Here is a 26,518-nt window from a genome sequence, read left to right on the forward strand (position 1 = left end):
AGAAGCAGCTGTAAGAGCCTTACAGGTAGCAGGATTGGATATCACAATGATCAATGATGTGACACCAATTCCACATAATGGATGTCGTCCACCAAAACGACCTCGTGGATAAAATGGATAAGGAGGAAATTAGATGCAGGAATTTGAAAGAGCTTCTTTTCACAAAGAAATGGTGGATGAAGAAAACTATACTGGGTCTTATGTTTTCGAACCTTTAGAAAGAGGTTTTGGAACAACTATTGGAAATACATTATGTAAAATCATGATTTCAAACCTTCCGGGAACGGGAGTTATTGGATTTTCCTGTGATAATTTCAATGAAAATAGAACAATTGTTAATGGAATTCTTGAAGATGTAAACGGAATCATTCTAAATCTTAAAAAAATTCAATTAAATTGTTCAGAAGATGGAGTGAAAAAACTTCATATTTCAAAAAAGGGACCTGCTATTATTCAAACAGCAGATCTGATTTGTCCAGAATGTGTTAATATTGTTAATCCAGATCAATTTATATGTTCTTTAGAAAAGGGAGCTTCTCTTGAAATGGATGTATATATCGCAACATTAACTGGATACAAGAGTTCTCTTGAAAATAAAGATTTATTTGGATTGGGTGAAGATGTAATAGCCATGGATACGATGTTCACACCAGTTCGTAAAGCCGATTATTTATCAGAACCAGCTCGTATTGGATTGGATACAAAATACGATAAAGTACATTTTTATGTAACAACAAATGGTTCGATTACTCCATTGCAGGCAATTAGCCAGGCAGCTGAAATTTGTGTTGAAAATTTAGATCAGATTGTTCCTCTTGCTGGTTTAAAACTGGAAGAAAGCTTTATGATTCAGCAACCTAGAGTGGAAGATACAAAGAAAACAAATACAATGCTGATTGAAGATCTTGACTTATCGGTTCGTTCTTATAACTGTTTAAAAAGAGCAGGGATTCAGACCGTTGATGAATTAACACAAAAAACAGAAGACGAAATGATGCATGTTAAAAATTTAGGTAAAAAGTCACTGAAAGAAGTAAAGGATAAAATGTACCAGTTAGGTTTATTCTTTAAGTCTTTTGAATAGAATAGGAGGACCGTATGAGCTATCGCAGATTAGGACGTAAAGCAGATCATAGAAAAGCTTTATTGAGAAATATGGCTACATCATTGATTGAAAACGGACAAATTGAAACAACAGAAATGAAAGCAAAAGAACTGAGCAGTGTTGTGGATAAATTAATTACTTTAGCAAAAAGAAATGATTTACATGCAAGAAGACAAGTACTTGCCTATGTAAGAAATGTAGAAGTAGATGAAGAAGGAACAACAGCTGTTCAGAAATTATTTAATGAAATTGCACCATCTTATGCAGATCGCAATGGTGGATACACAAGAGTGGTAAAAACACGCATTCGTCGTGGAGATGCTGCTCCAATGGCAATCGTTGAATTTGTGAAGTAGATTTCTACTTCACTTTTTCTTTAAGGAGAATGAATATGTCATTACAGGATGAAATGAAAGAATACGCAATGGATCATGCTGTACCGGTTATGATGGATGAGGGACAGGAATTTCTGATATCAAAAATAAAAGAGCATAAATGTAAGTCTTTTTTAGAAATTGGAACAGCGATTGCGAAAACTTCAATCATGGTTGCTTCTTTGGATAAAGATATGAGAGTTGTTACAATTGAAAGAAATCCAGATATGATCGAACAGGCAAAAATAAATATTGATAAGGCAGATTGTTCTGATCGGATTCATTTGATTGAAGGCGATGCTCTGGAAGTTGAAAATCCACAAGGACCATTTGACTGTATTTTTATAGATGCGGCCAAAGCACAGTATATTCGATTTTTTGAGAAATATTGTCCACTTTTATCAGACAATGGTATAATTATAACAGATAATATGGAATTTCATGGATTGGTCAAACATCCTGAAAATACTAAAAATCGCAATACACGCCAATTGGTGTTGAAAATTCAGAAATATCATGATTATTTGGAGCAGCTAGCTGACTACCAGACTGAATTTTATTCAATTGGTGATGGAATTGCACTCACAAGGAGGAAATCATGAAAGGATTAAAAAGAATGGGCTTAGCAGCTATTGCTGGTTTTGCGGCTGCTTCTCTTTTCACAAAAAAATTATATGATAAAAAACGCCAAAAAGAATTGGATGAATTCTTTTTACCGGATCAGGATGAACCGGTTGTGATTCATATTGAATCACAAGAAGATTTAAAAGAAGACATTGATTCATTGACAAGTCCAGTTTTATTTATTTTTGAAATGGAATCAAAAGAGAAAGCTATATTATTTCAGGATCTATTATCTGAAAAAGGTCTGTCTTCAACAATTGATGCTTCCACATTTGAAGTAGAAGTTATGTATAATGATGAATTGACAGAAGAAAATAAAACAATATTATATGAAGATCTATCTAAATTGATTCAAAAGACTGAAGCAAAATATAAAGGATATCATTTGAAATGATGTCTTTTTCTTTTATTAGAGAACTTTTTTCGTTATAATGATTGAGCGAAAAGGAAGTGATAAATACATGAACGCTATTGAAGTCTCTCATTTAACTTTTTCATATGATGGACAGAAAGATGTAATTAAAGATGTTTCTTTTAAGATACCTGAAGGAAGCTACACAACTATTGTTGGACAAAATGGTTCTGGTAAAAGTACTATCGCAAAGTTGATCATTGGCCTTTTGGGGGCAAAATCGGGAAACATTTTTGTCATGGGAAAAGAGTTAAATGAAAAAAGCGTATACGATGTACGTTCTCATATAGGAATTGTTTTTCAGAATCCGGATAATCAGTTTATTGGTTCCACTGTAGCCGATGATATTGCTTTTGGACTTGAAAATCATTGTGTGGCACAGGAAAAAATGCAGCCTATTATCGAAGATGTCGCAAAAAGAGTGGGTATGCAGGATTTTTTAAACAGCGAACCTACAAAATTGTCAGGAGGGCAAAAACAAAGAGTAGCCATTGCCGGTATTCTAGCTATGGAACCGGACATTATAATTTTTGATGAATCAACAAGCATGCTGGATCCTCAAGGGAAATCCAGTATCAATAAACAGATTAAAATGTTACATGAACAAAAGAAAATTACGATCTTATCGATTACACATGATATGGAAGAGGTTGCTCAAAGTGAACATGTGATTGTATTAAACGATGGGAAAATAAAATTGGAAGGGACACCAATGGAGGTCTTTGGACATGAAAATGAATTAAAAGACATGAAACTGGATATTCCTTTCGCATTACAGTTTTCTAAAAAATTAAAAAAAGAACACATTGTTGATGAATGTGTCTGTACATTAGAAGAGGTGGTGAATCAATTATGTCCATTGAAATCCACAATTTAGAACATACATACAATGCAGGAACCACTTTTTCTCATGCTGCCATCAAAGGTATAAATCTACAGATTCCGGATGGAAAAGTAACCGCTATTATTGGACAGACTGGATCTGGTAAATCTACACTGGTGCAGCATTTCAATGGATTGCTTCTTCCAACAGCTGGTTCATTAGAAGTATGTGGTTTTCATATACAGCCATTATTAAAAATTAAAGATGTAAAGAAATTAAGAAAAGAAGTGGGATTGGTTTTTCAGTTTCCAGAATATCAGTTATTTGAAGAAACCATTGAAAAAGATATTGCTTTTGGTCCGAAAAATTTTGGAGCATCTGAACAGGAAGCACAGGATCTGGTAAAGAAAATATTACCTGTGGTTGGATTGGATGAATCATACCTGGAACGTTCTCCTTTTGAACTGTCTGGAGGACAGAAAAGAAGAATTGCGATTGCAGGAATTTTAGTATTAAATCCAAAAGTACTGGTTTTGGATGAACCAACGGCCGGATTGGATCCTCAGGGTGCTAAAGAAATGATGACTTTGTTTATGAATTTAAATAAAAAAGAAAACAAAACAGTCATTTTAGTTACACATGATATGGAACATGTTATGAAATATTGTGATCATGTCATTGTCATGGATCATGGAAAAGTTTTACATGAAGCCGATGTAAAAGAATTTTTTCAGAAACCCGAATGGTTATTGAGTATAGGAATCAATCCTCCAAGTATTGTTCGCTTAAAATGTATGTTAATTGAAAAAGGATTTGAAATTCCAGATTCCATTTTAGATGAAGAATCTTTACTGGAATGTATAAAAGGGCAGGTGATCCAGCATGTCTAATTTTGCTTTAGGGAGTTATATGCCAATGGATTCCGTTGTACATAAAATGGATCCTCGTTCAAAAATCATCATCATGCTTCTTTTAATGATTTCTATTTTTATTCCATCTGGAATTACAGGTTATATATGCATTGGAATTTTTATCTGTTTTGTATTATTTTTATCAAAATTAAGTATAAAATACGCCTTTCGATCTATGAAACCAATGCTTTTTATGATGATTTTTTTACTGGTCATAAATGTACTTGTGATCAAAACAGGAATTCCATGGATTCAATGGGGATGGTTTTCCATTTATTCGGATGCGATCTATCAGACATTATATATAGTAGTTCGATTGTTATATATGATTATTATTACCACAATACTGACCGCAACGACAAAACCTTTAGATTTGACATTAGGAATTGAAAAATTATTAAAACCTTTAGAAAAAATCAAATTTCCTGCTCATATCATTGCGATGATGATCAGTATTGCGCTACGTTTTATTCCAACTTTAATTGAAGAAACACAAAGAATTATGAATGCACAAGCCAGTCGTGGAGTGGATCTGGACAATGGTTCATTGAAAGAAAAGTTGATGGCAATCTTATCGTTGATTGTTCCATTATTTATATCCGCTTTTGATCGTGCCGATCAGCTGGCAAATGCGATGGAAGCAAGAGGATACAATCCAAATGCACAAAGAACAAGATATAAAGTATTAAAAATGTCTTCTCTGGATTATATTGGATTGATCAGTTCCAGTTTCTTACTGATTTTGAATATTGCCATCTGTTTTGTATTATGATTTTGAAAGTCACAGTGGCTTATGATGGGTACAATTATTCTGGATGGCAAAGACAGGAAAATGCTTTAGGAATTCAGGAAGTTATTGAAAATTGTTTATCAAAAATTCATAAAACAAAAATAGAAATTGTATCCAGTGGAAGAACCGATGCCAAAGTACATGCCAAAGGACAGGTTTTTCATTTTGAGCCAGTTATTCAGATGCCTTGCAGAAATGTACAGAATGCTTTAAATACGCTACTTCCAGATGACATCCGTATATTGAAAGTAGAGGAAGAAAAGGATTCTTTTCATGCTCGATTCAGTGCTATTTCAAAAAGATACGATTATATTTGTACATATGATATTGACAATCCTTTTATTTATCGATATGCACAGAAATTATATACAAAGGTAAATATCGATAAAATGATAGAAGCCTCTCAATATCTGATTGGAGAACATGATTTTAAAAGTTTTTCTTCTTCTAAAATTGATCCTAGAAAACCAACAGTAAAGAGAATATTTCGAATCGATATTAAAGAAGAAGGAAAGAATATTCATTTTATATTTGAAGGAAACGGGTTTTTAAGATACCAGGTTCGTATGATGACAGGAACGTTACTGGCAGCTGGGAAAAATCAGATTGAACCAATGGATGTAAAAAGAATGCTGGAAGCAAAAAATAAAGAAGTTTGTCGATATAATGCGCATCCTTATGGATTATATTTAATGGAAGTAAAATATGAGTAGAGTAAATTTTCATACACATACATCAAGATGTAAACATGCTTATGGAAAAGATGAAGAGTATGTAATAAGCGCAATAGAAAATCAATATAAAATATTAGGGTTTTCTGATCATTCCTGCTGGAAATACAATACTGGTTTTGTATCTGGAATGCGAATGCGATTGAATGAATTTGATGGATATAAAAACAGTATTTTAAGTTTAAAAGAAAAATATAAAGACTATATTGAAATTCGTTTTGGAATGGAAGCGGAATATTTTCCAAAATATATGGAATGGATGCTGGATTTCTGTATAAAGGAAGATATAGATTATCTGATTTTAGGAAATCATTACAATAAAAGTGATGAATTAGGATGTTATTATGGACATTGTTCATACAATCGAATTAATGATTATTTTGAGGATTGCATAAAAGGGATGGAAACAGGAATGTATGCCTATCTGGCACATCCTGAATTGATTTTGCGATCTCATAGATGGGATGAAAATATTGAAATTGGATTTCATCGTATTTGCCAGAAAGCAAAAGAATTAGATATTCCTTTGGAATACAATGTATTGGGTTTACAGATGAATATGAGAATGAATAAAGAAATGTACCCTCATAAAAAATTCTGGAAGATTGCTTCTTTTTATCATAATAAGGCAATTATAGGAATGGATGCCCATCAGCCTAGAGATCTGGATGCAGAATTATACGATCTGGCTTTCTATCATTTATCAAAATATGATGTTGAAATTGTAAAGGATATTCCTAAAATTGATTATCAGAAAATAAAGAAAAATTTTAATAAAAAGTGAGAAAGATACATTGACTTTTCAATGTATTTTTCTTAATATATTACTTGGCTATACTCTGGCCTTTTGAGCCCCGGTAACGCTCAAATCAAGGAGGAAATGGAAATGCGTCAAACAACAATGACAAAACCTGCAGATGTAGAACGTACTTGGTATGTAATTGATGGTAATGGACAGACTTTAGGTCGTTTAGCAACTACTGCAGCTCATGTGTTAAGAGGTAAACACAAACCTACATATACACCAAATGTTGACTGTGGTGATTATGTAATTGTGATCAATGCCGACAAAGTCGAAATGACTGGAAACAAATTAGAAACTGAAAAATACTACAATCATTCAGGATATTTTGGTGGATTAAGAGTTCGTAGTGCAAAAACTATGAAAGAAAAATATCCAGTTGAATGGGTAGAAAGAGCAATCAAAGGAATGTTGCCACACACTAAATTAGGTGACAAACAGCGTGGACATGTATTTGTATATGCTGGAGATCAACATCCTCATGCTGCTCAAAAACCAGTTGAATTAAAGGTGAAAGGATAGGAGGAATAGAAAATGGCTAAAAAAGAAATGGTTCAGTATTTAGGAACAGGACGCCGTAAATCTTCTGTTGCTCGTGTCTTCTTAAGACCAGGAACTGGAAATATCGTAGTCAACGGACGTTCATTAGATGAATATTTACCAATGGAAACATTACGTATGGTTGTTAAATCACCATTAGAATTAACAAACACATTGGATCAATTTGATGTATTGATTAATGTACATGGTGGTGGATACACAGGTCAGGCTGGAGCTATGCGTCATGGAATCACACGTGCTTTGATGGAAGCAAGTGCAGATTACCGTCCAGTATTAAAAGCAGCTGGATTTGTAACACGTGATCCACGTATGAAAGAACGTAAGAAATACGGATTGAAGGCAGCTCGTCGTGCACCTCAGTTCTCTAAACGTTAATCAGAAAATTGTTTCAAGAATCAAGGATTTCCTTTATGGAAGTCCTTTTTCTTTCGCTTGAAAAAGAATGTTGTAGAACATTTTTATGGATTTTGTTTTATTGGAAGTAGTTACTATTTGAATTTTATTTCGCAAAAATGAAAATTGTTTAAAAATGCGAAATATTATATAATTTATAATAGGTGATGAAAATGAAACTAATAGAGAGAGATTACTATTTAAAAAAATTGAATGATGTCAAAGATGTTCCGGATATTAAAGTAATTACTGGAGTTCGTCGTAGTGGGAAATCGAAATTAATGGATGCTTTTATTGATTCTTTCAAGGATATGGAAAATATAAATATAGTTCGAATTAAACTGAACTTAAAGAAGTACGAAAAATTACTAAATCCAGATGAACTGTACTCATATATTGAATCTAATTATATAGAAAATAAAAATAACTATCTTTTCATTGATGAAATACAACTTTGCAAAGGATTTGAAAGAATCATAAATAGTATTTATGAAGAGGAATTATATGATATCTATTTAACAGGATCAAATGCATTTTTGTTGTCTAGTGATCTTGCTACTTTATTTGGGGGCAGGGTCTTCGAAGTACACTTGTTTCCATTCTCTTTTAAGGAATATCTTGTATATTATCCATCCACAGATTTAGATGTTTCTTTTGATAATTATGTAAAAAAAGGCGGTATGTCAGGTTCTTATTTATATAAATCAGAAGAAGATGCGAGAAACTATGTCAATAGTATTTATAAAACAACAATTGTGAGAGACATTGTTCAAAAATATAAAATCGAAAATGAATCTTTATTACTGATGATTGGCGATTATCTTATGGACAATATAGGAAATAAAACATCTATTAGAAATATTTCGAACAAATTGACTACTAGTACAATTAAAACAAACGATAAAACCGTAGGATCATATTTAGATTATTTATGTAAATCGTATATGTTTTATCCAATCCAAAGATATGATATAAAAGGAAAAAAATATTTGGAAAGTGAAAAGAAATATTATCTTTCTGATTTATCTTTCCGATTCTCTGAAATAGGCACTAAGTATATGGATTATGGATTTTTATATGAAAATTTAGTTGCATTGGAATTAATGAGACGAGAATATGAGGTTTACGTTGGAAAGCTGTACAATAAGGAGATAGATTTTGTAGTAATTAAAAATGGATATAAAGAATATATTCAAGTCTGCGATGATATAACAAATGCGAATACATTTGAAAGAGAAACATCTCCATTGTTATCTATTAAGGATGCATATCCAAAAAAACTAATTGCTAGAACAAAAAGAGAAAAAAGTTATTATGAAGGTATCGAAATAATAGATATTGCAAGATGGTTAAATGATTCGCAAAATCAAAATTAATTATTAAATGCGAAATGATTTCGCCGATTAGATTTGCATCGAGAACCAGAAGGTAATAAAAAATGATTGAATGTCCTGTATGCGAATCACGATTAGTAGAAACTAAATATGGTTCTTCTGTAGAAATAAAATGTACGAAATGAGATTATAGCGTTGTTACTACTAATATAAGTCTAATTTATGAAGATGAAACGATTAACGATGTATATTAATTGAACTATCGTTAATCAAAAAATAATCATGCTTGCAAAGAACGTCTTAAACATAAGTACGTGCGAAGCATTAAAGCTAGTAAAAAGTGGTGAAGAAATAAAACTATATTCAGGAAATGCAGTAAAAGTTAAATCGTTAAAAGAAAAGTTGGATGATCTGAATTTAAAATATAAAATCACACTAGAATATAATTGGTAAAGATATTTAGAGTTTAGTAAGTTGCAAATGTATAAGGTTCCAGCTAACCTTGTAAAAAAACGCGAGGTCCTGTGAGGTTATTGTGAGGTTACTTATGTAGTCCTGAATTGTTGTGAATAGCGCCAAATGAACGCTTACGTGCAACAAAAGTGCCAAATAGCCTTTAAATAAAGGCAACTTCAATTCTCTAAACGTTAATCGAACAAATTGTTTCAAGAAGCAAGGATTTCCTTTATGGAGATCCTTTTTCTTTTGCATAAGAAAAGGCAATCGATTGATTGCCTAGATTTGAGATTTTTGTAATGTAACGGCTCGACAAAATGGAATTTCTATTTGTGTTGCCATGTCATTACATAATCTTTTTCTCCGGTAACCTCATCTAAGCCACTATGCTGAATCTCAAATCCTTCTCTCTTATAAAAAGATATTGCCCGTGCGTTCTTTTGGTATACGTTCAAGTGCAACTTATTCCTTTTATCCTTTGCATAATTCAGCAGAATTTTACCTATACCTTGCGATTGCATTTCACCAGAAACAAAAATGCCCTCAACATATTCATCATTTAACCCTATAAAACCCTGTATTTCTGTATCATACTCATACACATAAACCTCTGCTAGTAACAACGCTTCTTTTACTGATTTGAAATTGCTTTTCCAGTATTCGGCGGGGATAAAATTATGTGCCTTTATATTTGTATCCAACCATATATCTGCAACTTTATTTATATCATCCCTTTGAAATTCTCTAATCATAACGGTGACTCTCCATAAACTTGAATTTTCCAATTTAACAAACTTGAATTTGACTTGCCTATTTTCTTAAAATCTCATGTGGAGCTTCTATTTCATTTGCCAAGGTATGCTCTGTTAATTCTGACATCAATTTCAATTTTTTATTAATCAATGGTCGCATACAATTAGGAACATGTTCCTGATGCGCTCTGTGGATTGCTACACATTCCTTACAGTTTCCGTGATAACGACAGGCTTTCAGGCAAGGACAGTGATCTTTGTCTTTATACTCCTTACGAAATTCCGCTGCAAATTCTTCTTGCAGTCTCAGCCCCTCGACACGGTTTCCCTTATGAAATTCAACCATTGCATCCAGTTCTTTCTGGTTCCCTTCAATCTTCATGTTATTATAGCGCCTCCATTTCAACTATTCCTCATTTTCTGATAAATTCTAATTTATTGATGAATATATTATAGCAAAAATATAATCAATTGAACTTAGCAATAAGTCTATATAATTAACTGTTTATAAATCGAAAATCATAAGATAGCACTAAAATAGCAAAAGATAGCAAACCATAATAAAAGATCATGATATTGCCCATAAATAAATCATATTACCATGACCTCAATTCTCTAGGAATTCTCAAAGCGTTAGTAATGAGAAGAATAGAGAAGTATTTAGACTTAGTGAGAAGTTTAAATGCTTCTTTTTTCTTTTCAAAAATATGGCTGAAACAAATAACTTATTACTAGCGTACGCAAGTGAAAAGATTTATTTAACTTCTTACTTGCGCGTGCATAATAAAGTTGTGAGGTAATATGATGAATACTTTATACAGTTGTAAAATGGGAAACCATTTATATTTTAAATTTTAATCTTGAATCTTTTTTAAATGATTTTCTTTTAGAATTTCCTTCTACTCTGTATATTCGCCATTTCTTATATCATAAATCACTGACCACACAGTATTGTTGAAAGAAAGATGCTTAAATCATAAATAACTTAAAGAGTTTACTATTTTATTTTCCATTTTAAAATTCTTTTCTTCATGAAAAAAGAACTCAATTACGAGTTCTAAATCATATAAATATTATTTTATTAATACATCGTTTATTTTTCGGTTAATATATCTAAATACATATCTAATCTTGAATTAATATATCCTGCAAATAAGTTTTCCATTTTGGAAAGATTGTGTTTTGCATGATATTCATCAAATGCATTATAGTAAGCAATTCTATCTGTAAATTTAATGTCAATTGGTGGAAAGCCGGCCTTCATTAGTTCAAGATTTACAAGTAATCTTCCAGTTCTGCCATTACCATCAATAAAAGGGTGGATGCTTTCAAATTCAATATGGAAACGAGCAAGTTTTGTGACAGTGTGTTCTTTACTTTTATTAAAATCTATCAAAAGTTGTTCCATCTTCGGTTCGATAAGATAAGGTTGCACAGGTTCATGTTTTGCACCCATTATACGAACGGGAATTTTACGATATACACCACGGTCATTTTTTTTATCTGCTAAAACAAGATAATGAATTTGTTTAATTACACTCTCGCTTATGGGAATATTATTTTTTACAAGTTCGCTAACAAAATCAAATGCTTCTTTATGACCTAAGGCTTCCATATGATCTTTTAATGGTTTTTGATCGATTGTAAGTCCTCTAAGCACTAAGTCTGTTTCACGAAGTGTAAGGGTATTTCCTTCAATGGCGTTTGAATTGTAGGTATATTCTATGATAAATTCTTCGTTTAATCTTGAAATTTCACCTTCGGTAAGAGGTCTTTTATTATCAAGTTCTTTCTTTTTACGATCAATCTGTGCTAATAGACTTTCTCTTGATTTATAACGTCCATCAACAGGTTTTTTTGCGTCAAAAGGAATTTTCCAAGCTCGACCTTCTTGATAAGCACCTGGTATTTTACCTTCGGAACAAAGTACCCTGATTCTTCTATCAGAAATCCCCCATTTTAATGAGGCTTCTTTTACTGTTATAAACATTACCAATCCCTCCTTTTATGGACATTATATCGTATTAACGGAACAATATCCACGCCATCGGAACAATGCTTACCGCATTAACGGAATAATATGTGAAATATAACTGTATTATGCGATAAATCTGTTATTGAATTAACATTCCATTGCTCCAAAGGTTTAAACCATAAAAGGCAATACTTCAATCATTGCGATATACAGGTTGAATGGAATAATTGGTGATTTCTAAATCACCTTATAAACGAAACAGGATTGTCTTTTTCTTCATGCCTGTCTTCCTGGTTTTTACTTAAAGAATTATTTTAGTAAGCATTTGAATGCTTCATACATTTTCTCAATTGTTGATGCAGTTCTATTGAAAGGTATATATCATGATGACACTCACATTCCATTTTTTATTTCCATTTTTTGATATATAATGAATTTAAAGAAGGAAAAGACTATGTTAAATTATGGAATTTTAAGTACAGCATCAATCTGTTCACGATTTATTGCTGGGATTCGAGAAAGTAAAAATGGTTATGTGTATGGGATTGCTTCAAGAAATCTAGAAATGGCAAAACAATACGCAATAAAGGAAAAAATCGATCATTATTATGGAAATTACGAAGAATGCATTGAAGATGAAAATATAGATATCATTTATATTCCAACAATGAATGCGATTCATTATGAATGGGCAAAATATGCTTTGGAATGTCATAAGCATGTAGTGGTTGAAAAACCATTTGTGCTTTTTAAAGAACAGGCAATGGAATTGTTTGAACTTTCTAGAAAGAATCACTGTTTTTTAATGGAAGCACAGAAATCTGTGTTTCTTCCAACAACTTTAAAATTAAAAGAATTAATTGAAACAAAAACAATTGGGGACATTAAATACATTGATTTAACAGCTGGATTTCCTGGAAGATTCCCAGATGGACATTGGATGACAGATCATGCTCTGGGAGGAGGGGCTTTATATGGAAGCTGTACGTATACAGTGGAATTTTTAAGCTTCTTATTTAATGAACCGGTTTATCAGTATGATGGAAGTTTTATCAAAGGAAAAGGAAGTGCAGACGATGTCGTTAACTTTAAATTATTGTTTGATAATATTATCGTATCCTCAACTATCTCGATGTGCTGTGCTTTAAAAAATGAAGCAGTATTTTATGGAACAAAAGGATATATTGTCATTAAAAATTTCTGGAAATCGAAAGGATTGGATGTATATATAGATGGAAATCAAACACATTATGATTTTCCTTATACTTCAGAATTTGTATATGAGAATAATCATATACAGGATTGTATAGAAAAAGGATGGATTGAAAGTCCAGTTATGAATAAAGAGAAAACAATTTATACAGTTGAAATCGTAGAAGAACTTTATAAACGGATGTGATATCCGTTTTTTTTATGAATATTAAATAAAAATACGGTAATGGACAAATAATTGTTTTACAATATTCGATTTAGCTTATGAAACAGATGAAAAGATTAAAAAATACACTTTTATTATTATATTCATAATTTTTTGTGTATAAATACACATCGTTTACTGGTTTTTGGAAACCGTGTAAACGATAAAGATGCAGAATCGGTATTAAAACAGGAACCAGAAATAAGCAATTCTATTGGAGCACAAGACATTTTAAATATTGCTTTTATCTTTGTCTGTCTTCTTTTTGTCATAATATTTATTTTTTATTTATAAAACGAAAATAATCATTCTGTGTTATCATTAATAAATGAAGGTGATAACATGTGGATTTTATATGCGTTTTTTTCTGCCTTTTTTGCTGGTATTACATCTATACTGGCAAAATGCGGAATTAAGAAAACCGATTCGACTTTAGCAACTGCTATTCGTACCATTGTCGTTCTTATTTTTTCATGGCTGATGGTATATATTGTGGGATCTTTTGATCAGATTTATACAATGGAATTTAAAACGTTTCTATTTCTTATTCTGTCTGGTCTTTGTACAGGCGCTTCCTGGCTATGTTATTTTAAAGCTTTGCAGATTGGAGATATCAATAAAGTGGTTCCCATTGATAAATCCAGTACCATATTAACTATTATTCTGGCATTTCTCTTGTTACATGAATCCGTTACATGGACTAAAATGGTGGGTATTCTTTTCATTGGTGCAGGAACTTTTCTTATGATTGAAAAGAAACAAATCAGCAATGTTGAAACAAAAGGAAATCAATGGATATTCTATGCTTTAGGAGCAGCTGTATTTGCCAGTTTAACATCCATTTTAGGGAAAATTGGTATCAGTGGAATTGAATCCAATCTGGGAACAGCAATTCGTACCAGCGTTGTCTTATTGATGTCCTGGATCATGGTTTTTGTCACAAAGAAACAATCGGAAATCCACAAGGTATCAAAAAAGGAATGGATCTTTATTGTTTTATCCGGATTGGCTACAGGGGCTTCCTGGCTTTGTTACTACAAAGCTTTACAGGATGGATTGGCCAGTGTAGTGGTTCCTATTGATAAATTAAGTATACTGATCACAATTCTATTTTCTTATTTTGTATTTCATGAAAAATTATCCAAAAAGGCTTTATTGGGGCTATGTCTGATTGTTTCAGGAACTTTATCTATGTTAATTTAGGAAGGATTTATATCCTTCTTTTATTTTTTGTAGTCGAATAAAGGATTTTTGTTTATAATAATTAAGGATTTTTTTAGAGAGGAAGGACTATGAAAAGAATTATTAATTTTTTTAAATCCAGTAAAGAATCCAATAAAATCGTAAAGTGGATTGAGCTGACCGCTTTATGTATTTTATGCATTTGCAGTATTTTTTCATTCTATACAGGAATGACAAAGATTCATTCAGATGCAGGGAAGATTACTTATCTGGATTCTATGGAAATGACAAGAGAAAGAGATCAGGAAGACTATGATGAGGATTATACAGTATGTGATGTTACCTATAGGTATAAGGACCAGTCGATGGTAATATCGTATTCCTATGAAGATTATATAAATTTAGATAGAGATACGATTACAGCTTATAAATTTAAAACCGATAATGGGACAATCTTATTCTTTGATCATAAAGATATCAGTGAAAAAGAAGCACAGGAATCTTATCAGCAGAAGATGGCCAATGAATCCATGGCAATCTTTAATTTAGGAACTTCAACTTTAATTCTATTTGTTTCTGTACTGATCATGTATCTATTCTCAAAACAATTCACAACATATGAAAAAGTATGGTTTTTATCCATAATGGTACTGGCAACTATTTTCTCAGTAATATTCCCGGAAGAAAGTGCCAATGGTGTTAATGGAATTGTGATCATGCTGCTGTATTTACTGGATACATTCTTAAATATTTTATGTGAACTATTGATTTCAAAACAATCGAGGTATAATTTCCTTGTTTCTGTTTTAGTAGAAATTGTAGAAATTGTCATGTGTATCGTATTAATGTATCGATTCGCAACAATGGTTACTACATTGTTCTTCTGGCTTCCAATTGACATTTTAAGTTTCATTAACTGGACAAAACATAAAGATGACCAGGAAGATCAGCTGACAGCGGTTCGTTGTTTAAAAGGATATCAGGAAGTACTGGTAATCTTAGCTATCATTCTTTGGACAGTTGTAGTGGGTTATTTTTTAAGTGGATTGGATATTGCTACGGATTTCTACAACAATGAAACACTGGAAACGGCAGTAATTTATATTGATGCCTGTGCATCAGCGGTCGGGGTTGCCAATGGATTATTTATTTTCTTTAGAATGAGAGAACAATGGATTGCATGGTATATTTGTGCTTTCTTAGAATCTGTTATCAATATTATTTCAGGTCAATATGTATTACTGATTTTAAAACTGGGATATTTCACAAATACAACGTATGGATATATAAAATGGAGCAAGTATATTAAATCTCATAAAGAAGAAAAGTTAACATTATTTTGATTTCCTTGAGTTCAAACTATAAAACTGATACAATTAAAAACGAAAAAAGATAAATAGGAGTGATGAATATGCCAATTAGTGCAGGAGATTTTAGAACAGGATTAACTTTAATTGTCGATGGAGATCCTTGGCAGGTATTAGATTTTCAACACGTGAAACCAGGTAAAGGGGCCGCGATTTTAAAAACAAAAATGAAGAACTTAAAAACAGGTTCAACACAGGAAAGAAACTTTAACGCATCTACTAAATTTGAACCCGCTAATATTTCAAAGAAACAGGCTCAATTTTCATATGCAGAAGGATCCATTTATAACTTTATGGACAATGAAACATATGATATGTATGAATTGTCAGAAGAACAGGTTGGATTCAATAAATATTTTATTGTAGAAGGAATGGAAGCTTCTTTGATGTTCTTTGAAGGAATGTTGTTAGCTGTATCGGTTCCAGAAAAAGTTGAATTAACAGTTGCGACTTGTGATCCAGCTATTAAAGGTGCCCCAACAAATCAGACAAAAGATGCCGTTACAGAAACTGGACTTTCAATTCGTGTTCCTCAGTTCATTGAACAGGGAGAAAAAATTGTTGTTTTTACAGCGGATGGAAAATATGCAGGAAGAGCTTAATAAAGCTCTTTTTTTCTCAATATGAATTCGATTGTATTAATAACAGGGGCAGCAAAAGGAATTGGAAAAGCCATCGCAATGGAACTGGCTAAGGATCATTATGATATTGTCATTAATTATCTTCATTCAAAAAAGGAAGCAGACGAATTAAGAAATTTTATTACAGAGAAATATGATGTACGTTGTATAGCTATTCAATGTGATGTTTCAAAAGAAGAACAAGTGGATAAGATGATTTCTCAAATTGAAAAAGAAATGGGAAATGTGGATGTTCTGATCAATAATGCAGCCATTGATTTATCCAATTTATTTCATTTAAAAACAGCTCAAGAATTTCGAAAAACACTGGATGTGAATGTGGTAGGTGCTTATAATTGTGCAAAGCGTGTCTATAAAGGAATGCTAGAAAAAGGATATGGGAAAATTATCAATATCGCATCTACTAATGGAATCAATACGTATTATCCTATGTGTTTTGATTATGATGCATCTAAAGCAGCATTGATTTCGTTAACACATAATCTGGCTTTTGAAATGGCCCCTTATATTACAGTCAATGCGATTGCACCTGGGTTTATAGGTACTGAAAGTGAATTGGATGGATACGATGAAGAATTTTTAAAAGAAGAACAGGAAAAAATATTGGTCAATCGATATGGGAAACCAGAAGAAGTGGCTTATTTAGTGAAATTTTTAATCAGTGATCAGGCGAATTTTATCAATAATAGTATTATTCGCATTGATGGCGGACAAAAAGGAAGTTGTTAAACTTCCTTTATTTTTGATAAGGCTAATAAAATGGATAATTTTCCATATTCAAAAGAAAGAGCTCCCTGCATATAAAGGGTATATGGAGGTACAACTGGTGCATCGGCACTTAATTCAATCGTACTTCCCTGTGTAAAGCTTCCACTGGCCATGACTTCATCAAATGGATAGCCTGGCATAGGAGCTGGCATAACTTTTACAAAGGAATCAATAGGAGAAGCTTCCTGTATTCCCTGTGTAAAATTTACTAAATTATCTTTTGTAGACAATTCCAGTGTCTGAATGATATCGGTTCTTTTTTCATTATATTTTGGAGATACATTTTTAAATCCTAGTTTTTCTAACATATAAGAAGAAAAGACAGCGGTTTTTAATGCACTTCTTACCGCATTAGGAGCCATAAAAATTCCTTTAAAAAAGGCATTGTTCAAGTTAAAATTCGCCCCTAATTCTTTTCCAATACCAGGAGAAGTCAAACGTTCGGCAACCATATGAATCAATTCTTTATCTCCTGCAATATATCCACCAGTTGGAGCAATTCCTCCACCTAAATTTTTCATTAGAGAACCAACAACGACATTGGCACCTACATGACCAGGTTCCTTCTTTTCAACTAATTCACCATAACAGTTGTCTACCATAATTATTACATCTTTATTGACGGTTCTGATTTTTTTAATGATTCTTTCAATTTTATCCATTGTCAATGACAGACGGGAAGAATATCCTCTGGATCTTTGAATTTCAACCAGTTTCACGTTGTTTTCTTTTAATCGAGATAGAATTGTCTTTTCATCAAAATCATTATCAATTAAATCAATCTGCTGGTAAGAAACACCATTCGCTTTTAAAGATTGAGAAGAATTTCCTATGATTCCAATCATTTCCTGTAAAGAATCATAGGGAGCTCCAGTAATGGAAATCATTGTATCTCCGTATTTTAATAAAGCCGATAAAGCCAGATACAAAGCATTGGTACCACTCATAATTTGAGGGCGGACCAAAGCATCTTCACATCCTAAAACGGTTGAAAAAATTTTTTCCAGTTTATCTCTTCCTTCATCATAATTTCCATATCCATTGATATCACTAAAATCTGAATAGGAAACATTATTTTCTATGAAAGAAGATAAAATACGATTGGAATTATAAAAACAGATATCATCAATTTCTTTATATATGTCTTTTAATATCTCATCGGACTGATTTGCCAGATCCAGTAAATTTTTATCAATTTGATCAATTAACATAATTACCTCCTGAATACTTTATTCATTATACATAAAATAAAATGGAAACTGAATTTTTTTCAAATAAATATGGTATCCTAAATAAAGGAGATCAACTATGAAACAATTTTTACCTGTCACAAAAGAAGAAATGCTGGAAAGAGGCTGGAGTCAGCCTGATTTTGTATATGTCAATGGAGATGCTTATGTGGATCATCCATCCTTTGGAGCAGCCATTATCACAAGAGTGCTGGAAGCACATGGATTTAAAGTCTGTATGCTGGCACAGCCCAATTGGAAGTCGGTTGATGATTTTAAACGATTTGGAAAACCCAGACTGGGATTTCTGGTATCCAGTGGAAATATTGATTCTATGGTAAACCACTATTCGGTTTCAAAGCGTCATAGAAAACAGGATTTATATTCCAATAATGGAGAAAGCGGACATAGACCCGATCGGGCTGTTATAGTTTACTGTCAGAAAATTAGAGAAGCTTATAAAGATGCGACAATAATTATTGGTGGGATTGAAGCCAGTTTACGTCGTTTAGCACATTATGATTACTGGGATGATAAAGTCCGTCAATCGATTTTAGTGGATTCCTCTGCGGATTTATGTATGTTTGGTATGGGAGAAAACAGCATTATAGAGATTGCGGAAGCTTTAGATAGTGGGATAGAAGTCCAATATTTAACGTATTTGGATGGGACTGTTTATAGAACAAAAGATTTGTCGAATATTGGAGAAGATTATATTCTGCTTCCTTCTTATGAAGAAATAAAAAACGACAAGAAAGCGTATGCGAAATCTTTTTATCAGCAATATTTAAATACCGATCATTATGCTTCAAAAATATTAGTGGAACCCTATCAGGGATTTTACATTGTTCAGAATCATCCCAATCGTCCATTAACGCAATTGGAATTTGATGATACATATGCTCTACCTTATATGAGAACTTATCATCCTATGTATGAATATATACCAGCAATTGAAGAAGTGAAGTTTTCTCTAATCAGCAATCGAGGATGTTTTGGAGCATGCAATTTCTGTGCTCTGAATTTTCATCAGGGAAGAATCATTCAGACTCGAAGTCATGAGTCATTAATTCAGGAGGCAAAAGGATTGATACAGGATCCGGACTTTAAAGGGTATATTCATGATGTAGGAGGACCAACCGCAAATTTTAGACAGCCAGCCTGTAAAAAACAGGAAACGCATGGGGCTTGTCCAAATAAACAATGTTTATGGCCTAAACCTTGTAAGAATCTAATAGTGGATCATAGCGATTATACAAAATTACTGAAAGAATTGTCTTCCTTAGAAGGAGTAAAGAAAGTATTTGTTCGCTCAGGGATTCGATACGATTATCTGTATTATGATTCAGATGATACTTTCTTTAAAGAACTGATCAAAAATCATATCAGTGGACAGTTAAAGGTAGCACCAGAGCATATCAGCAATCGTGTACTGAATAAAATGGGAAAACCTGGAAGAAATGTATATGAGAAATTTGTGGAGAAATACAATCGTTTAAATAAGGAATTACATAAGGATCAGTATCTGGTTCCTTATCTGATGTCCTCTCATCCAGGAAGTGATCTAAAAGCGGCTATCGAACTGGCTGAATATTTACGAGATATCCATCACCAGCCTGAACAGGTACAGGATTTTTATCCGACACCAGGAACGTTATCTACAGCAATGTATTATACAGGTTTAGATCCTAGAGATATGAAGCCGGTATATGTAGCCAGAACGCCAAAAGAAAAGGCAATGCAAAGAGCTTTGATGCAGTATAAGAATCCAAGAAACTATGATCTGGTTTATGAAGCTCTAAAATTAGAACATAGAGAAGATTTAATTGGAAATGATTCAAAATGTTTAATTCGCAAAAAAAAATAATAAGAAACAATTCATAAAGATCCGACTTATGGGCTTGCCATAGGTCGGATTCATTGTTTAAAAATCTTTACGTTTTAGAAACTATTTTTTTATAGAGAACTTCCGTTTTCTTTTTATCTGTATCATTGATCAGAACATAAGTATCTTTTAATTTTATAGAAATAATGGATTTGCAGGATGAATAGGAATATCGCTGATACGATCCCAAAGAATCATTTTCAAACGTTCCCATCGAACATTTCAAATTTCCGAATCCATTAGTACGTACACTTTTATACGTATCTGCATCCAAAGAAATGGATTCAATCTGGTCATATTCTATTTCATAATTTTTCCAGTTGTTTGTATCAATCACAAGTTTATCTGTATAAAACTGATACGTTAATTTTCCACAAAATAAAGAATAAACTACAAATAGACTGATTCCAATCATAAAAAGAATCAAATAAAAAGGATATTTAACTTTCGTTGTTCTATGTTCCTTTAATTGTTTACGATAAAACCCATAAGAATAGATGACAGGGGCTAAACACAATATAAGGATCATCAAATTAAATAAAGCCATTGATTGGATGTAGGCACAGAACAATCCAAAAAGACCACAGATCATCCAAAGGATCCCTGAGAACTGATGTGTTTTTTTCCAGTTGGTTTCATCTTCTAAGGCCCATTTTAAACGGATCCCAAAGACAGGATTCGGTTTGATGTTTTTTATAGAATAACCGATACCAATAATTATAATAGATAATACAGATAATAGAATGGATAAACTCATAATTGCTCCCTAATTATATTATGAAGATGTATTCAATAAATGCAATAACTTTAGAATTATTAAGATATATTTTGTATAATTATGTAAAATTGTATATTATATATGTACAAAGAGGTGAAATATGTTTTCAATTAAAGAATTATTTAAGATTGGATTGGGACCAAGCAGTTCTCATACATTTGGTCCAGTCAAAGCTTGTGAATATATGAAATCAAATTATAATGCCGATTATTATGATGTAACTTTATATGGATCTTTAGCTTTAACAGGAAAAGGTCATTTAACGGATGTAAGCATTAAAAATGTATTAAAAAATTGTAAAGTGACTTTTGATTTTAAAACAAAATGTGAACATCCCAATACAATGTGTATTAAAGCTTATAGCGATTATAAAGAGATTGCCAGTCATATTTTTGTATCCATTGGTGGGGGACAGATTGAAATGGATGGAAAGAAAAATGAAGAAAAACCTCATATTTATCCTCATTCCACAATGGATGATATACAAAGATATTGCAGAGAACATCATTTAAGACTGAATGAATATGTGAATCAGTTTGAAAAAGAAGATTTTGATTTATATATGGATTCTATCTTTGAAGCGATGATTCAAAGTGTGAAAGAAGGTCTGACAAAAACAGGAAAGCTGCCAGGGGATTTAAAACTGGATCGACTGGCCAATGCGTTGTATCAATCGGCATTAAGTGCTGAAGATTCTATAGATCGTAATGCTTTGCTGCTGGCAAGCTATGCTTATGCGACCAGTGAACAGAATGCCAGTGGAAATGTAGTGGTGACCGCTCCTACTATGGGAAGCTGCGGAGTGATTCCTTCTATTCTGTATCATTTTTATCAGGATCAGCATTATCAGAAGAAAACATTGATTGAAGGATTGAAAGTGGCTGGGCTGATTGGATTGCTGATTCAGGAAAATGCGACAATATCTGGGGCTAAAGCTGGCTGCCAGGCAGAAATTGGAGCCGCGTGTTCAATGGCAGCGGCCATGATTGGATATTGCCAGACACAGACCAATGAACAGATTGAATGTGCAGCGGAAATTGGTTTAGAACATCATTTGGGATTAACCTGTGATCCAGTTGGAGGGTATGTCATGATTCCTTGTATTGAAAGAAATGCAGTGGCAGCGCAAAGAAGTGTGGATGCAGCCAGACTGGCTAAATATCTTCGCAATGTCAGAAGAAATCGGGTAAGCTTTGATATGGTTGTGAAGACTATGAATCTTACAGGAAATAAACTTCCCATCGAATTAAAAGAAAGCTCATTAGGTGGCTTAGCTATTGTGGTTAAATAGCTAAGCTTTTTATTTTTGCCTGAATCTGGGTCACATATTCATCCGGATTCATTGTTTCATGAATATCAACTAAAAGAAATTCATAGAAGAAATCTTCCACTTCAAATCCTCTTTCTTTAAGCCATTGTTTCATATGGATAAAGATTTCATTTGAACGAACATAATTGCCTTTATATGTATATATACAGTACGATCCTTTTTTTAAAAGGAAATCACAGTCTTTACGATTAGACAGGATAAAAACAGAAGCGTACTGATAAGTATCTTTATCTATGATACTTCCAGAATTAAAATCTCCTAAGATCGAAACATCCAGATGATTCTTTTTCATTAATTCCGTTAAATAGTAATCTACAGATGCATCCTGGTCTATATTTCTTTTTAAACGAAAACAGGTACGAGAATCAAATTCTTTTATTTCAAAGGTGTTAAAGTTTAATTGATGAATCTGATTTAAACTATTTAAACGATTCTCGATTGAATTTAAAGAATTTTGAAGTTCAATTATTTTCTGTTCAATAATATCTTTTTCTTCCTTTAAAAAGGAAATGGTCTGATTCATACTTCTATTGTTTAAATATTCTTTGATCTGATTGGTGCTGTATCCTAATTTTAAACAGTCTCGAATAATATTTAATACATAAATATCATTGATTGTATATAAACGATAATTAGAAGAAGAACGTAGAGGGTGTATCAAATCCATTTCTTCATAATATCGTAAAGAATCTGTTTGAATGTTGTATAAATCGGATATTTCTTTTATTTTATAATATTTTTTCATTTGACTTTAGTATGATACTAAGGTTTATATTAGTCAAGGTGATAATATGTTAAAAAAGTTTTTAAAGTATGTAATTCCTTCTATCTGTTCAATGGTTATCTTTAATTTATATACATTAGTGGATGGAATCTTTGTGTCTCATTTTGTATCCGATCAGGCTTTGGCTTCTATTAATGTGTCTACTCCTTATATCACAACTATTTTTTCAATAGGAGTTTTATTTGCGGTAGGATCCAGTACTATTATTTCAATCTATAGAGGACAGGATGAAAAGAACAAGGCAGATAAAGTCTTTACTATGAATATTATTACGATATCTTTGATTGCTCTGATTATTTCTGTTTTTTCATTTTTTAATTCTGAATGGATCGTAACGATATTAAAGGCGAATGCAGATGTGTTTGATTACTGTAATATTTATATAAAAACATTATCTTGTTTTTCTTTTTTCTATATCGTATCGTACTGTTTTGAAGTGTTGCTGAAAAGTGACGGATTTCCGCAAAAATCCATTATGGGAGTTTGTTTAGGAGCTATAACCAATATGGTACTGGATCCTGTATTAATGGGTATTTTTCATATGGGAATTAAAGGAGCAGCCATTGCCACTGGTTTGTCTCAATTGATTACTTTCTGTTTTTTCTTATATCATTTTGTCTTTTCAGGAAAGTCTCATTATCATTTTGTGAAAGGAAACTATCCATGGTATGAGTATAGAAGACTGATTCCTTTAGGAATGTCGGATTGTATATCTGAATTTTCTCCAGGTATTATGATTACAATTTTTAATATACGAATCAATGAAATGCTTTCTACTGGGGGACTGGTTACATTTTCAATCATCATGTATATATATAATCTTGTATTAATGGTAATGACCGGCATCAATCAGGGAATTCAGCCTTTAATCAGTTTCTCTTATGGTCAGAATCATGAGAAAAATGTAAGAACATATCATAAATATGCACGAATCATGGTATGTATCTGTTCTGTATTCTTATTTGGAATGGTAGAAATATTTGCACGTCCAATCACAAATGCGTTCCTGGATATAAATAATGTGAATTTTATAGATACAGTAAGAGCTTTGCGATTGTTTTCTCTTGTATTCCTGATTATGGGACAAGTGGTGATTACCATGGGGTATTTAGTTGCGATTGAAAAGTCATTTAAAGCTTTAATTTTATCTTTATTAAGAGGAATTGTTGTAGTCATTTTCTGTTTATATGCTGGTTCTTATATATTTGGAGTCGATGGAATCTGGCTATCCTGTTTTATATCGGATTGTATTTGTTTAATGGTTGCGCTTTATTTTTTGTATAAAGGTTGACGAAAACTCTCTTTATCGACATCATGATTAGACTATGGAGGAATAATCATGAATTTTATTGGAACAGGATGGGCTTTACTTCCTGCTGTTGTTGCGATTGTTTTAGCTTTAAAAACAAAAGAAGTATATATTTCTTTGTTTATAGGAATTTTTATCGGGGCTTTATTGTTTAATGATTTTCATTTATTTAAAGCCATTCTATCGGTTTTTGAAGTTATGATGGAAAGATTATCCAGTACATGGAATATAGGAATTTTGATCTTTCTGGTTTTTTTAGGAATCATTGTAGCTTTAATGACACGGGCAGGGGGATCTCAGGCTTATGGAAACTGGGCAACCAGAACCATTAAAAATCAGAAAATGGCTTTATTATCTTCTTTTGGTTTAGGTGTATTGATTTTTGTGGATGATTATTTTAACTGTCTGACAGTTGGAAGTGTTATGAGAGATATTTGTGATCGATTCAAAATATCAAGAGCTAAATTGGCTTATATCATTGATGCGACTGCAGCTCCTATATGTATCATAGCCCCTATTTCTTCCTGGGCGGCAGCGGTAACAGGATATACAACAGGGGATGGATTTACTTTATTTTTACAGACTATACCATTTAACTTATATGCATTGTTGACCATTGCAATGGTTCTGTGTGTTATTTTCTTCGATATTAATATTGGAAAGATGAAAGAACATGAACAGGCAGCCAGACAGGGAGATGTTTTCAATGGGAAATGTGACTATGGAAAAGCACAGGAAATGGAAGTATCGGATAAAGGAAAAGTGTACGATCTGGTATTACCGGTAATTTTCTTAATTGTATCCTGTATTTTATGTATGGTTTATACAGGTGGATTTTTTGATGGCGTTCCTTTTGTGACAGCTTTCTCACAATGTGATGCATCTTTAGGACTGGTAATTGGTTCATTCTTGACATTGATTTTTATGTTTTTACTGTATATGCCTCGTAAAGTAATTACTTATAATGATTTTGCCCAGTGCATTCCACAAGGATTTAAAATGATGGTTCCGGCTATGACTATTTTAACGTTAGCATGGACTTTAGGATCTTTTGTATCTGTACAGTTAGAAGCAGGAGTGTTTGTACAGGAAATGTTAAATACATATAACATTCCATTATTTATACTTCCACCTGTATTGTTTCTTGTTGCCACAGGTCTTGCCTTTTCAACGGGAACATCCTGGGGAACCTTTGCGATTCTGATTCCAATTGTAACTGATATTTTTGCATCCGGTTCAAGTATGCTGGTCATCAGCATTGCTTCCATTCTGGCAGGAGCGGTATGTGGTGATCACGTGTCACCAATTTCGGATACAACCATTATGGCCAGTGCAGGAGCCCAATGCAATCATGTCTATCATGTTTCCACACAGCTTCCTTATGCGATGGTAGTAGCAATCAGCTGTTTTGCAGGATATATAGTTGCAGGTATTACACACAATGTATTTTTTACTTTTATCGCAGGATTGTGTACATTGTTTCTGATTTTATTCTGCATTGTAAAAAAGAATAAACAAAATAATAATTGACAGAGTATATCTTTTACTCTGTTTTTTGTTGTTTAAATCGTACTTCTGAATGAATTTAAATAAATTAAAGTCTAAACTTACAGTAGAATCCAAACTATTTTATAAAATAAAAATGCAGGGTATATGATTGTAGTGCACCGGTAAAGTTGGACCGGTATAAATAAACTAACTTAATGTTAATTGTTTGAAGGATTGTTGTCTATAAGCTAATGGACTCAATCCTTTTCTTTTTGCGTTAATTCTTTCTGTATTGTA

Annotated in this window: 29 protein-coding genes; 23 read left to right on the plus strand and 6 right to left on the minus strand. The window is 32.4% G+C overall.

Going from position 1 to position 26,518, the window contains the following annotated elements:
- From rpsK to FYJ50_RS09415, 13 genes are all read left to right on the plus strand, one after another.
- Window positions 1-112: 30S ribosomal protein S11 (rpsK, locus tag FYJ50_RS09355; protein WP_154460764.1), on the plus strand; the 112-nt coding region annotated here is incomplete at its 5' end.
- A gap of 21 nt (window positions 113-133) precedes the next feature.
- A complete protein-coding gene (locus tag FYJ50_RS09360; RefSeq protein ID WP_154461325.1) occupies window positions 134-1,084 on the plus strand; it encodes a DNA-directed RNA polymerase subunit alpha in 951 nt (316 codons plus the stop codon).
- 14 nt (window positions 1,085-1,098) lie between these two features.
- Window positions 1,099-1,461 (plus strand): 50S ribosomal protein L17, encoded by a 363-nt coding sequence (rplQ, locus tag FYJ50_RS09365; protein WP_154460760.1) that lies wholly within the window; start codon window positions 1,099-1,101, stop codon window positions 1,459-1,461.
- Window positions 1,462-1,496: 35 nt separating this feature from the next.
- On the plus strand, window positions 1,497-2,081 hold the full coding sequence (locus FYJ50_RS09370) for an O-methyltransferase (RefSeq protein ID WP_154461327.1): 585 nt from the start codon (window positions 1,497-1,499) through the stop codon (window positions 2,079-2,081).
- Complete coding sequence (locus FYJ50_RS09375; RefSeq protein ID WP_154461329.1) at window positions 2,078-2,497, plus strand: hypothetical protein; 420 nt, start codon at window positions 2,078-2,080, stop codon at window positions 2,495-2,497. Before FYJ50_RS09370 ends, FYJ50_RS09375 begins: the two co-directional genes overlap by 4 nt.
- A 67-nt stretch (window positions 2,498-2,564) precedes the next feature.
- Window positions 2,565-3,392: an energy-coupling factor transporter ATPase gene (locus tag FYJ50_RS09380; RefSeq protein ID WP_154461331.1), complete on the plus strand. Its 828-nt coding sequence runs from the start codon at window positions 2,565-2,567 to the stop codon at window positions 3,390-3,392.
- Entirely contained in the window at window positions 3,368-4,228 is an 861-nt protein-coding gene (locus tag FYJ50_RS09385; protein ID WP_154461333.1) for an energy-coupling factor transporter ATPase, read from the plus strand. Before FYJ50_RS09380 ends, FYJ50_RS09385 begins: the two co-directional genes overlap by 25 nt.
- Window positions 4,221-5,021: an energy-coupling factor transporter transmembrane component T family protein gene (locus FYJ50_RS09390; RefSeq protein WP_154461336.1), complete on the plus strand. Its 801-nt coding sequence runs from the start codon at window positions 4,221-4,223 to the stop codon at window positions 5,019-5,021. The genes FYJ50_RS09385 and FYJ50_RS09390 overlap by 8 nt, the downstream gene beginning before the upstream one ends.
- Entirely contained in the window at window positions 5,018-5,752 is a 735-nt protein-coding gene (gene truA / locus FYJ50_RS09395) for a tRNA pseudouridine(38-40) synthase TruA (RefSeq protein ID WP_154461338.1), read from the plus strand. The genes FYJ50_RS09390 and truA overlap by 4 nt, the downstream gene beginning before the upstream one ends.
- Window positions 5,745-6,554 carry a histidinol-phosphatase gene (locus FYJ50_RS09400; protein WP_154461340.1) on the plus strand — a complete coding sequence of 270 codons (810 nt, stop codon included), beginning with the start codon at window positions 5,745-5,747 and terminating at the stop codon, window positions 6,552-6,554. Before truA ends, FYJ50_RS09400 begins: the two co-directional genes overlap by 8 nt.
- A 102-nt stretch (window positions 6,555-6,656) precedes the next feature.
- A complete protein-coding gene (gene rplM, locus FYJ50_RS09405; protein ID WP_154461341.1) occupies window positions 6,657-7,094 on the plus strand; it encodes a 50S ribosomal protein L13 in 438 nt (145 codons plus the stop codon).
- Between the two features lie 12 nt (window positions 7,095-7,106).
- Window positions 7,107-7,508, plus strand: coding sequence for a 30S ribosomal protein S9 (rpsI, locus tag FYJ50_RS09410; protein WP_154461343.1), 402 nt, complete (start codon window positions 7,107-7,109; stop codon window positions 7,506-7,508).
- A gap of 191 nt (window positions 7,509-7,699) precedes the next feature.
- The gene (locus tag FYJ50_RS09415) at window positions 7,700-8,902 is read left to right on the plus strand and encodes an ATP-binding protein (RefSeq protein ID WP_154461345.1); all 1,203 of its coding nucleotides are present in this window, start codon (window positions 7,700-7,702) and stop codon (window positions 8,900-8,902) included.
- 740 nt (window positions 8,903-9,642) lie between these two features.
- Here FYJ50_RS09415 and FYJ50_RS09420 read toward each other — a convergent pair.
- The 3 genes from FYJ50_RS09420 to FYJ50_RS10805 form a co-directional block, all read right to left on the minus strand.
- Complete coding sequence (locus FYJ50_RS09420) at window positions 9,643-10,068, minus strand: N-acetyltransferase (RefSeq protein ID WP_154461347.1); 426 nt, start codon at window positions 10,066-10,068, stop codon at window positions 9,643-9,645.
- Window positions 10,069-10,126: 58 nt separating this feature from the next.
- Window positions 10,127-10,450 carry a hypothetical protein gene (locus FYJ50_RS09425; protein WP_004613237.1) on the minus strand — a complete coding sequence of 108 codons (324 nt, stop codon included), beginning with the start codon at window positions 10,448-10,450 and terminating at the stop codon, window positions 10,127-10,129.
- Between the two features lie 711 nt (window positions 10,451-11,161).
- Window positions 11,162-12,058 carry a Fic family protein gene (locus FYJ50_RS10805; protein WP_154461349.1) on the minus strand — a complete coding sequence of 299 codons (897 nt, stop codon included), beginning with the start codon at window positions 12,056-12,058 and terminating at the stop codon, window positions 11,162-11,164.
- A 439-nt stretch (window positions 12,059-12,497) separates the two neighbouring features.
- On the opposite strand from FYJ50_RS10805, the gene FYJ50_RS09435 reads away from it, so the two are divergent.
- The 6 genes from FYJ50_RS09435 to FYJ50_RS09460 all read left to right on the plus strand — a co-directional run bounded on the left by FYJ50_RS09435 (window position 12,498) and on the right by FYJ50_RS09460 (window position 17,379).
- The gene (locus tag FYJ50_RS09435) at window positions 12,498-13,442 is read left to right on the plus strand and encodes a Gfo/Idh/MocA family protein (RefSeq protein WP_154461351.1); all 945 of its coding nucleotides are present in this window, start codon (window positions 12,498-12,500) and stop codon (window positions 13,440-13,442) included.
- 132 nt (window positions 13,443-13,574) lie between these two features.
- Complete coding sequence (locus FYJ50_RS09440; protein WP_154461353.1) at window positions 13,575-13,754, plus strand: hypothetical protein; 180 nt, start codon at window positions 13,575-13,577, stop codon at window positions 13,752-13,754.
- 48 nt (window positions 13,755-13,802) lie between these two features.
- Window positions 13,803-14,663, plus strand: coding sequence for an EamA family transporter (locus tag FYJ50_RS09445; RefSeq protein ID WP_154461373.1), 861 nt, complete (start codon window positions 13,803-13,805; stop codon window positions 14,661-14,663).
- Window positions 14,664-14,752: 89 nt separating this feature from the next.
- Window positions 14,753-15,985 (plus strand): nicotinamide riboside transporter PnuC, encoded by a 1,233-nt coding sequence (gene pnuC / locus FYJ50_RS09450; RefSeq protein ID WP_154461354.1) that lies wholly within the window; start codon window positions 14,753-14,755, stop codon window positions 15,983-15,985.
- 68 nt (window positions 15,986-16,053) lie between these two features.
- Window positions 16,054-16,611, plus strand: a complete 558-nt coding sequence (efp, locus tag FYJ50_RS09455; protein WP_154461356.1) for an elongation factor P — start codon at window positions 16,054-16,056, stop codon at window positions 16,609-16,611.
- A 21-nt stretch (window positions 16,612-16,632) separates the two neighbouring features.
- Window positions 16,633-17,379, plus strand: a complete 747-nt coding sequence (locus FYJ50_RS09460) for an SDR family NAD(P)-dependent oxidoreductase (protein ID WP_154461358.1) — start codon at window positions 16,633-16,635, stop codon at window positions 17,377-17,379.
- On the opposite strand, the gene FYJ50_RS09465 is transcribed toward FYJ50_RS09460, so the two are convergent.
- Window positions 17,376-18,629 carry a methionine gamma-lyase family protein gene (locus tag FYJ50_RS09465; RefSeq protein ID WP_154461360.1) on the minus strand — a complete coding sequence of 418 codons (1,254 nt, stop codon included), beginning with the start codon at window positions 18,627-18,629 and terminating at the stop codon, window positions 17,376-17,378. The two genes, FYJ50_RS09460 and FYJ50_RS09465, sit on opposite strands and share 4 nt — an antisense overlap.
- A gap of 97 nt (window positions 18,630-18,726) precedes the next feature.
- Between FYJ50_RS09465 and FYJ50_RS09470 the strand changes: the two genes are divergently transcribed.
- On the plus strand, window positions 18,727-20,514 hold the full coding sequence (locus FYJ50_RS09470; RefSeq protein WP_154461362.1) for a YgiQ family radical SAM protein: 1,788 nt from the start codon (window positions 18,727-18,729) through the stop codon (window positions 20,512-20,514).
- Window positions 20,515-20,581: 67 nt separating this feature from the next.
- On the opposite strand, the gene FYJ50_RS09475 is transcribed toward FYJ50_RS09470, so the two are convergent.
- On the minus strand, window positions 20,582-21,289 hold the full coding sequence (locus FYJ50_RS09475; RefSeq protein WP_154461364.1) for an SdpI family protein: 708 nt from the start codon (window positions 21,287-21,289) through the stop codon (window positions 20,582-20,584).
- Between the two features lie 121 nt (window positions 21,290-21,410).
- On the opposite strand from FYJ50_RS09475, the gene FYJ50_RS09480 reads away from it, so the two are divergent.
- Window positions 21,411-22,601, plus strand: coding sequence for an L-serine ammonia-lyase, iron-sulfur-dependent, subunit alpha (locus FYJ50_RS09480; RefSeq protein ID WP_154461366.1), 1,191 nt, complete (start codon window positions 21,411-21,413; stop codon window positions 22,599-22,601).
- Here FYJ50_RS09480 and FYJ50_RS09485 read toward each other — a convergent pair.
- Window positions 22,594-23,385: a MerR family transcriptional regulator gene (locus tag FYJ50_RS09485; protein WP_154461368.1), complete on the minus strand. Its 792-nt coding sequence runs from the start codon at window positions 23,383-23,385 to the stop codon at window positions 22,594-22,596. The genes FYJ50_RS09480 and FYJ50_RS09485 overlap by 8 nt on opposite strands.
- Before the next feature lie 46 nt (window positions 23,386-23,431).
- Here FYJ50_RS09485 and FYJ50_RS09490 point away from each other — a divergent pair, with 46 nt between their 5' ends.
- Complete coding sequence (locus FYJ50_RS09490; RefSeq protein WP_154461370.1) at window positions 23,432-24,715, plus strand: MATE family efflux transporter; 1,284 nt, start codon at window positions 23,432-23,434, stop codon at window positions 24,713-24,715.
- A gap of 48 nt (window positions 24,716-24,763) precedes the next feature.
- Window positions 24,764-26,263 carry a Na+/H+ antiporter NhaC family protein gene (locus tag FYJ50_RS09495; RefSeq protein WP_154461372.1) on the plus strand — a complete coding sequence of 500 codons (1,500 nt, stop codon included), beginning with the start codon at window positions 24,764-24,766 and terminating at the stop codon, window positions 26,261-26,263.
- The last annotated feature ends 255 nt before the right edge of the window (window positions 26,264-26,518 follow it).

This window comes from Floccifex porci (assembly GCF_009696175.1).
Classification (GTDB): domain Bacteria; phylum Bacillota_I; class Bacilli_A; order Erysipelotrichales; family Erysipelotrichaceae; genus Floccifex; species Floccifex porci.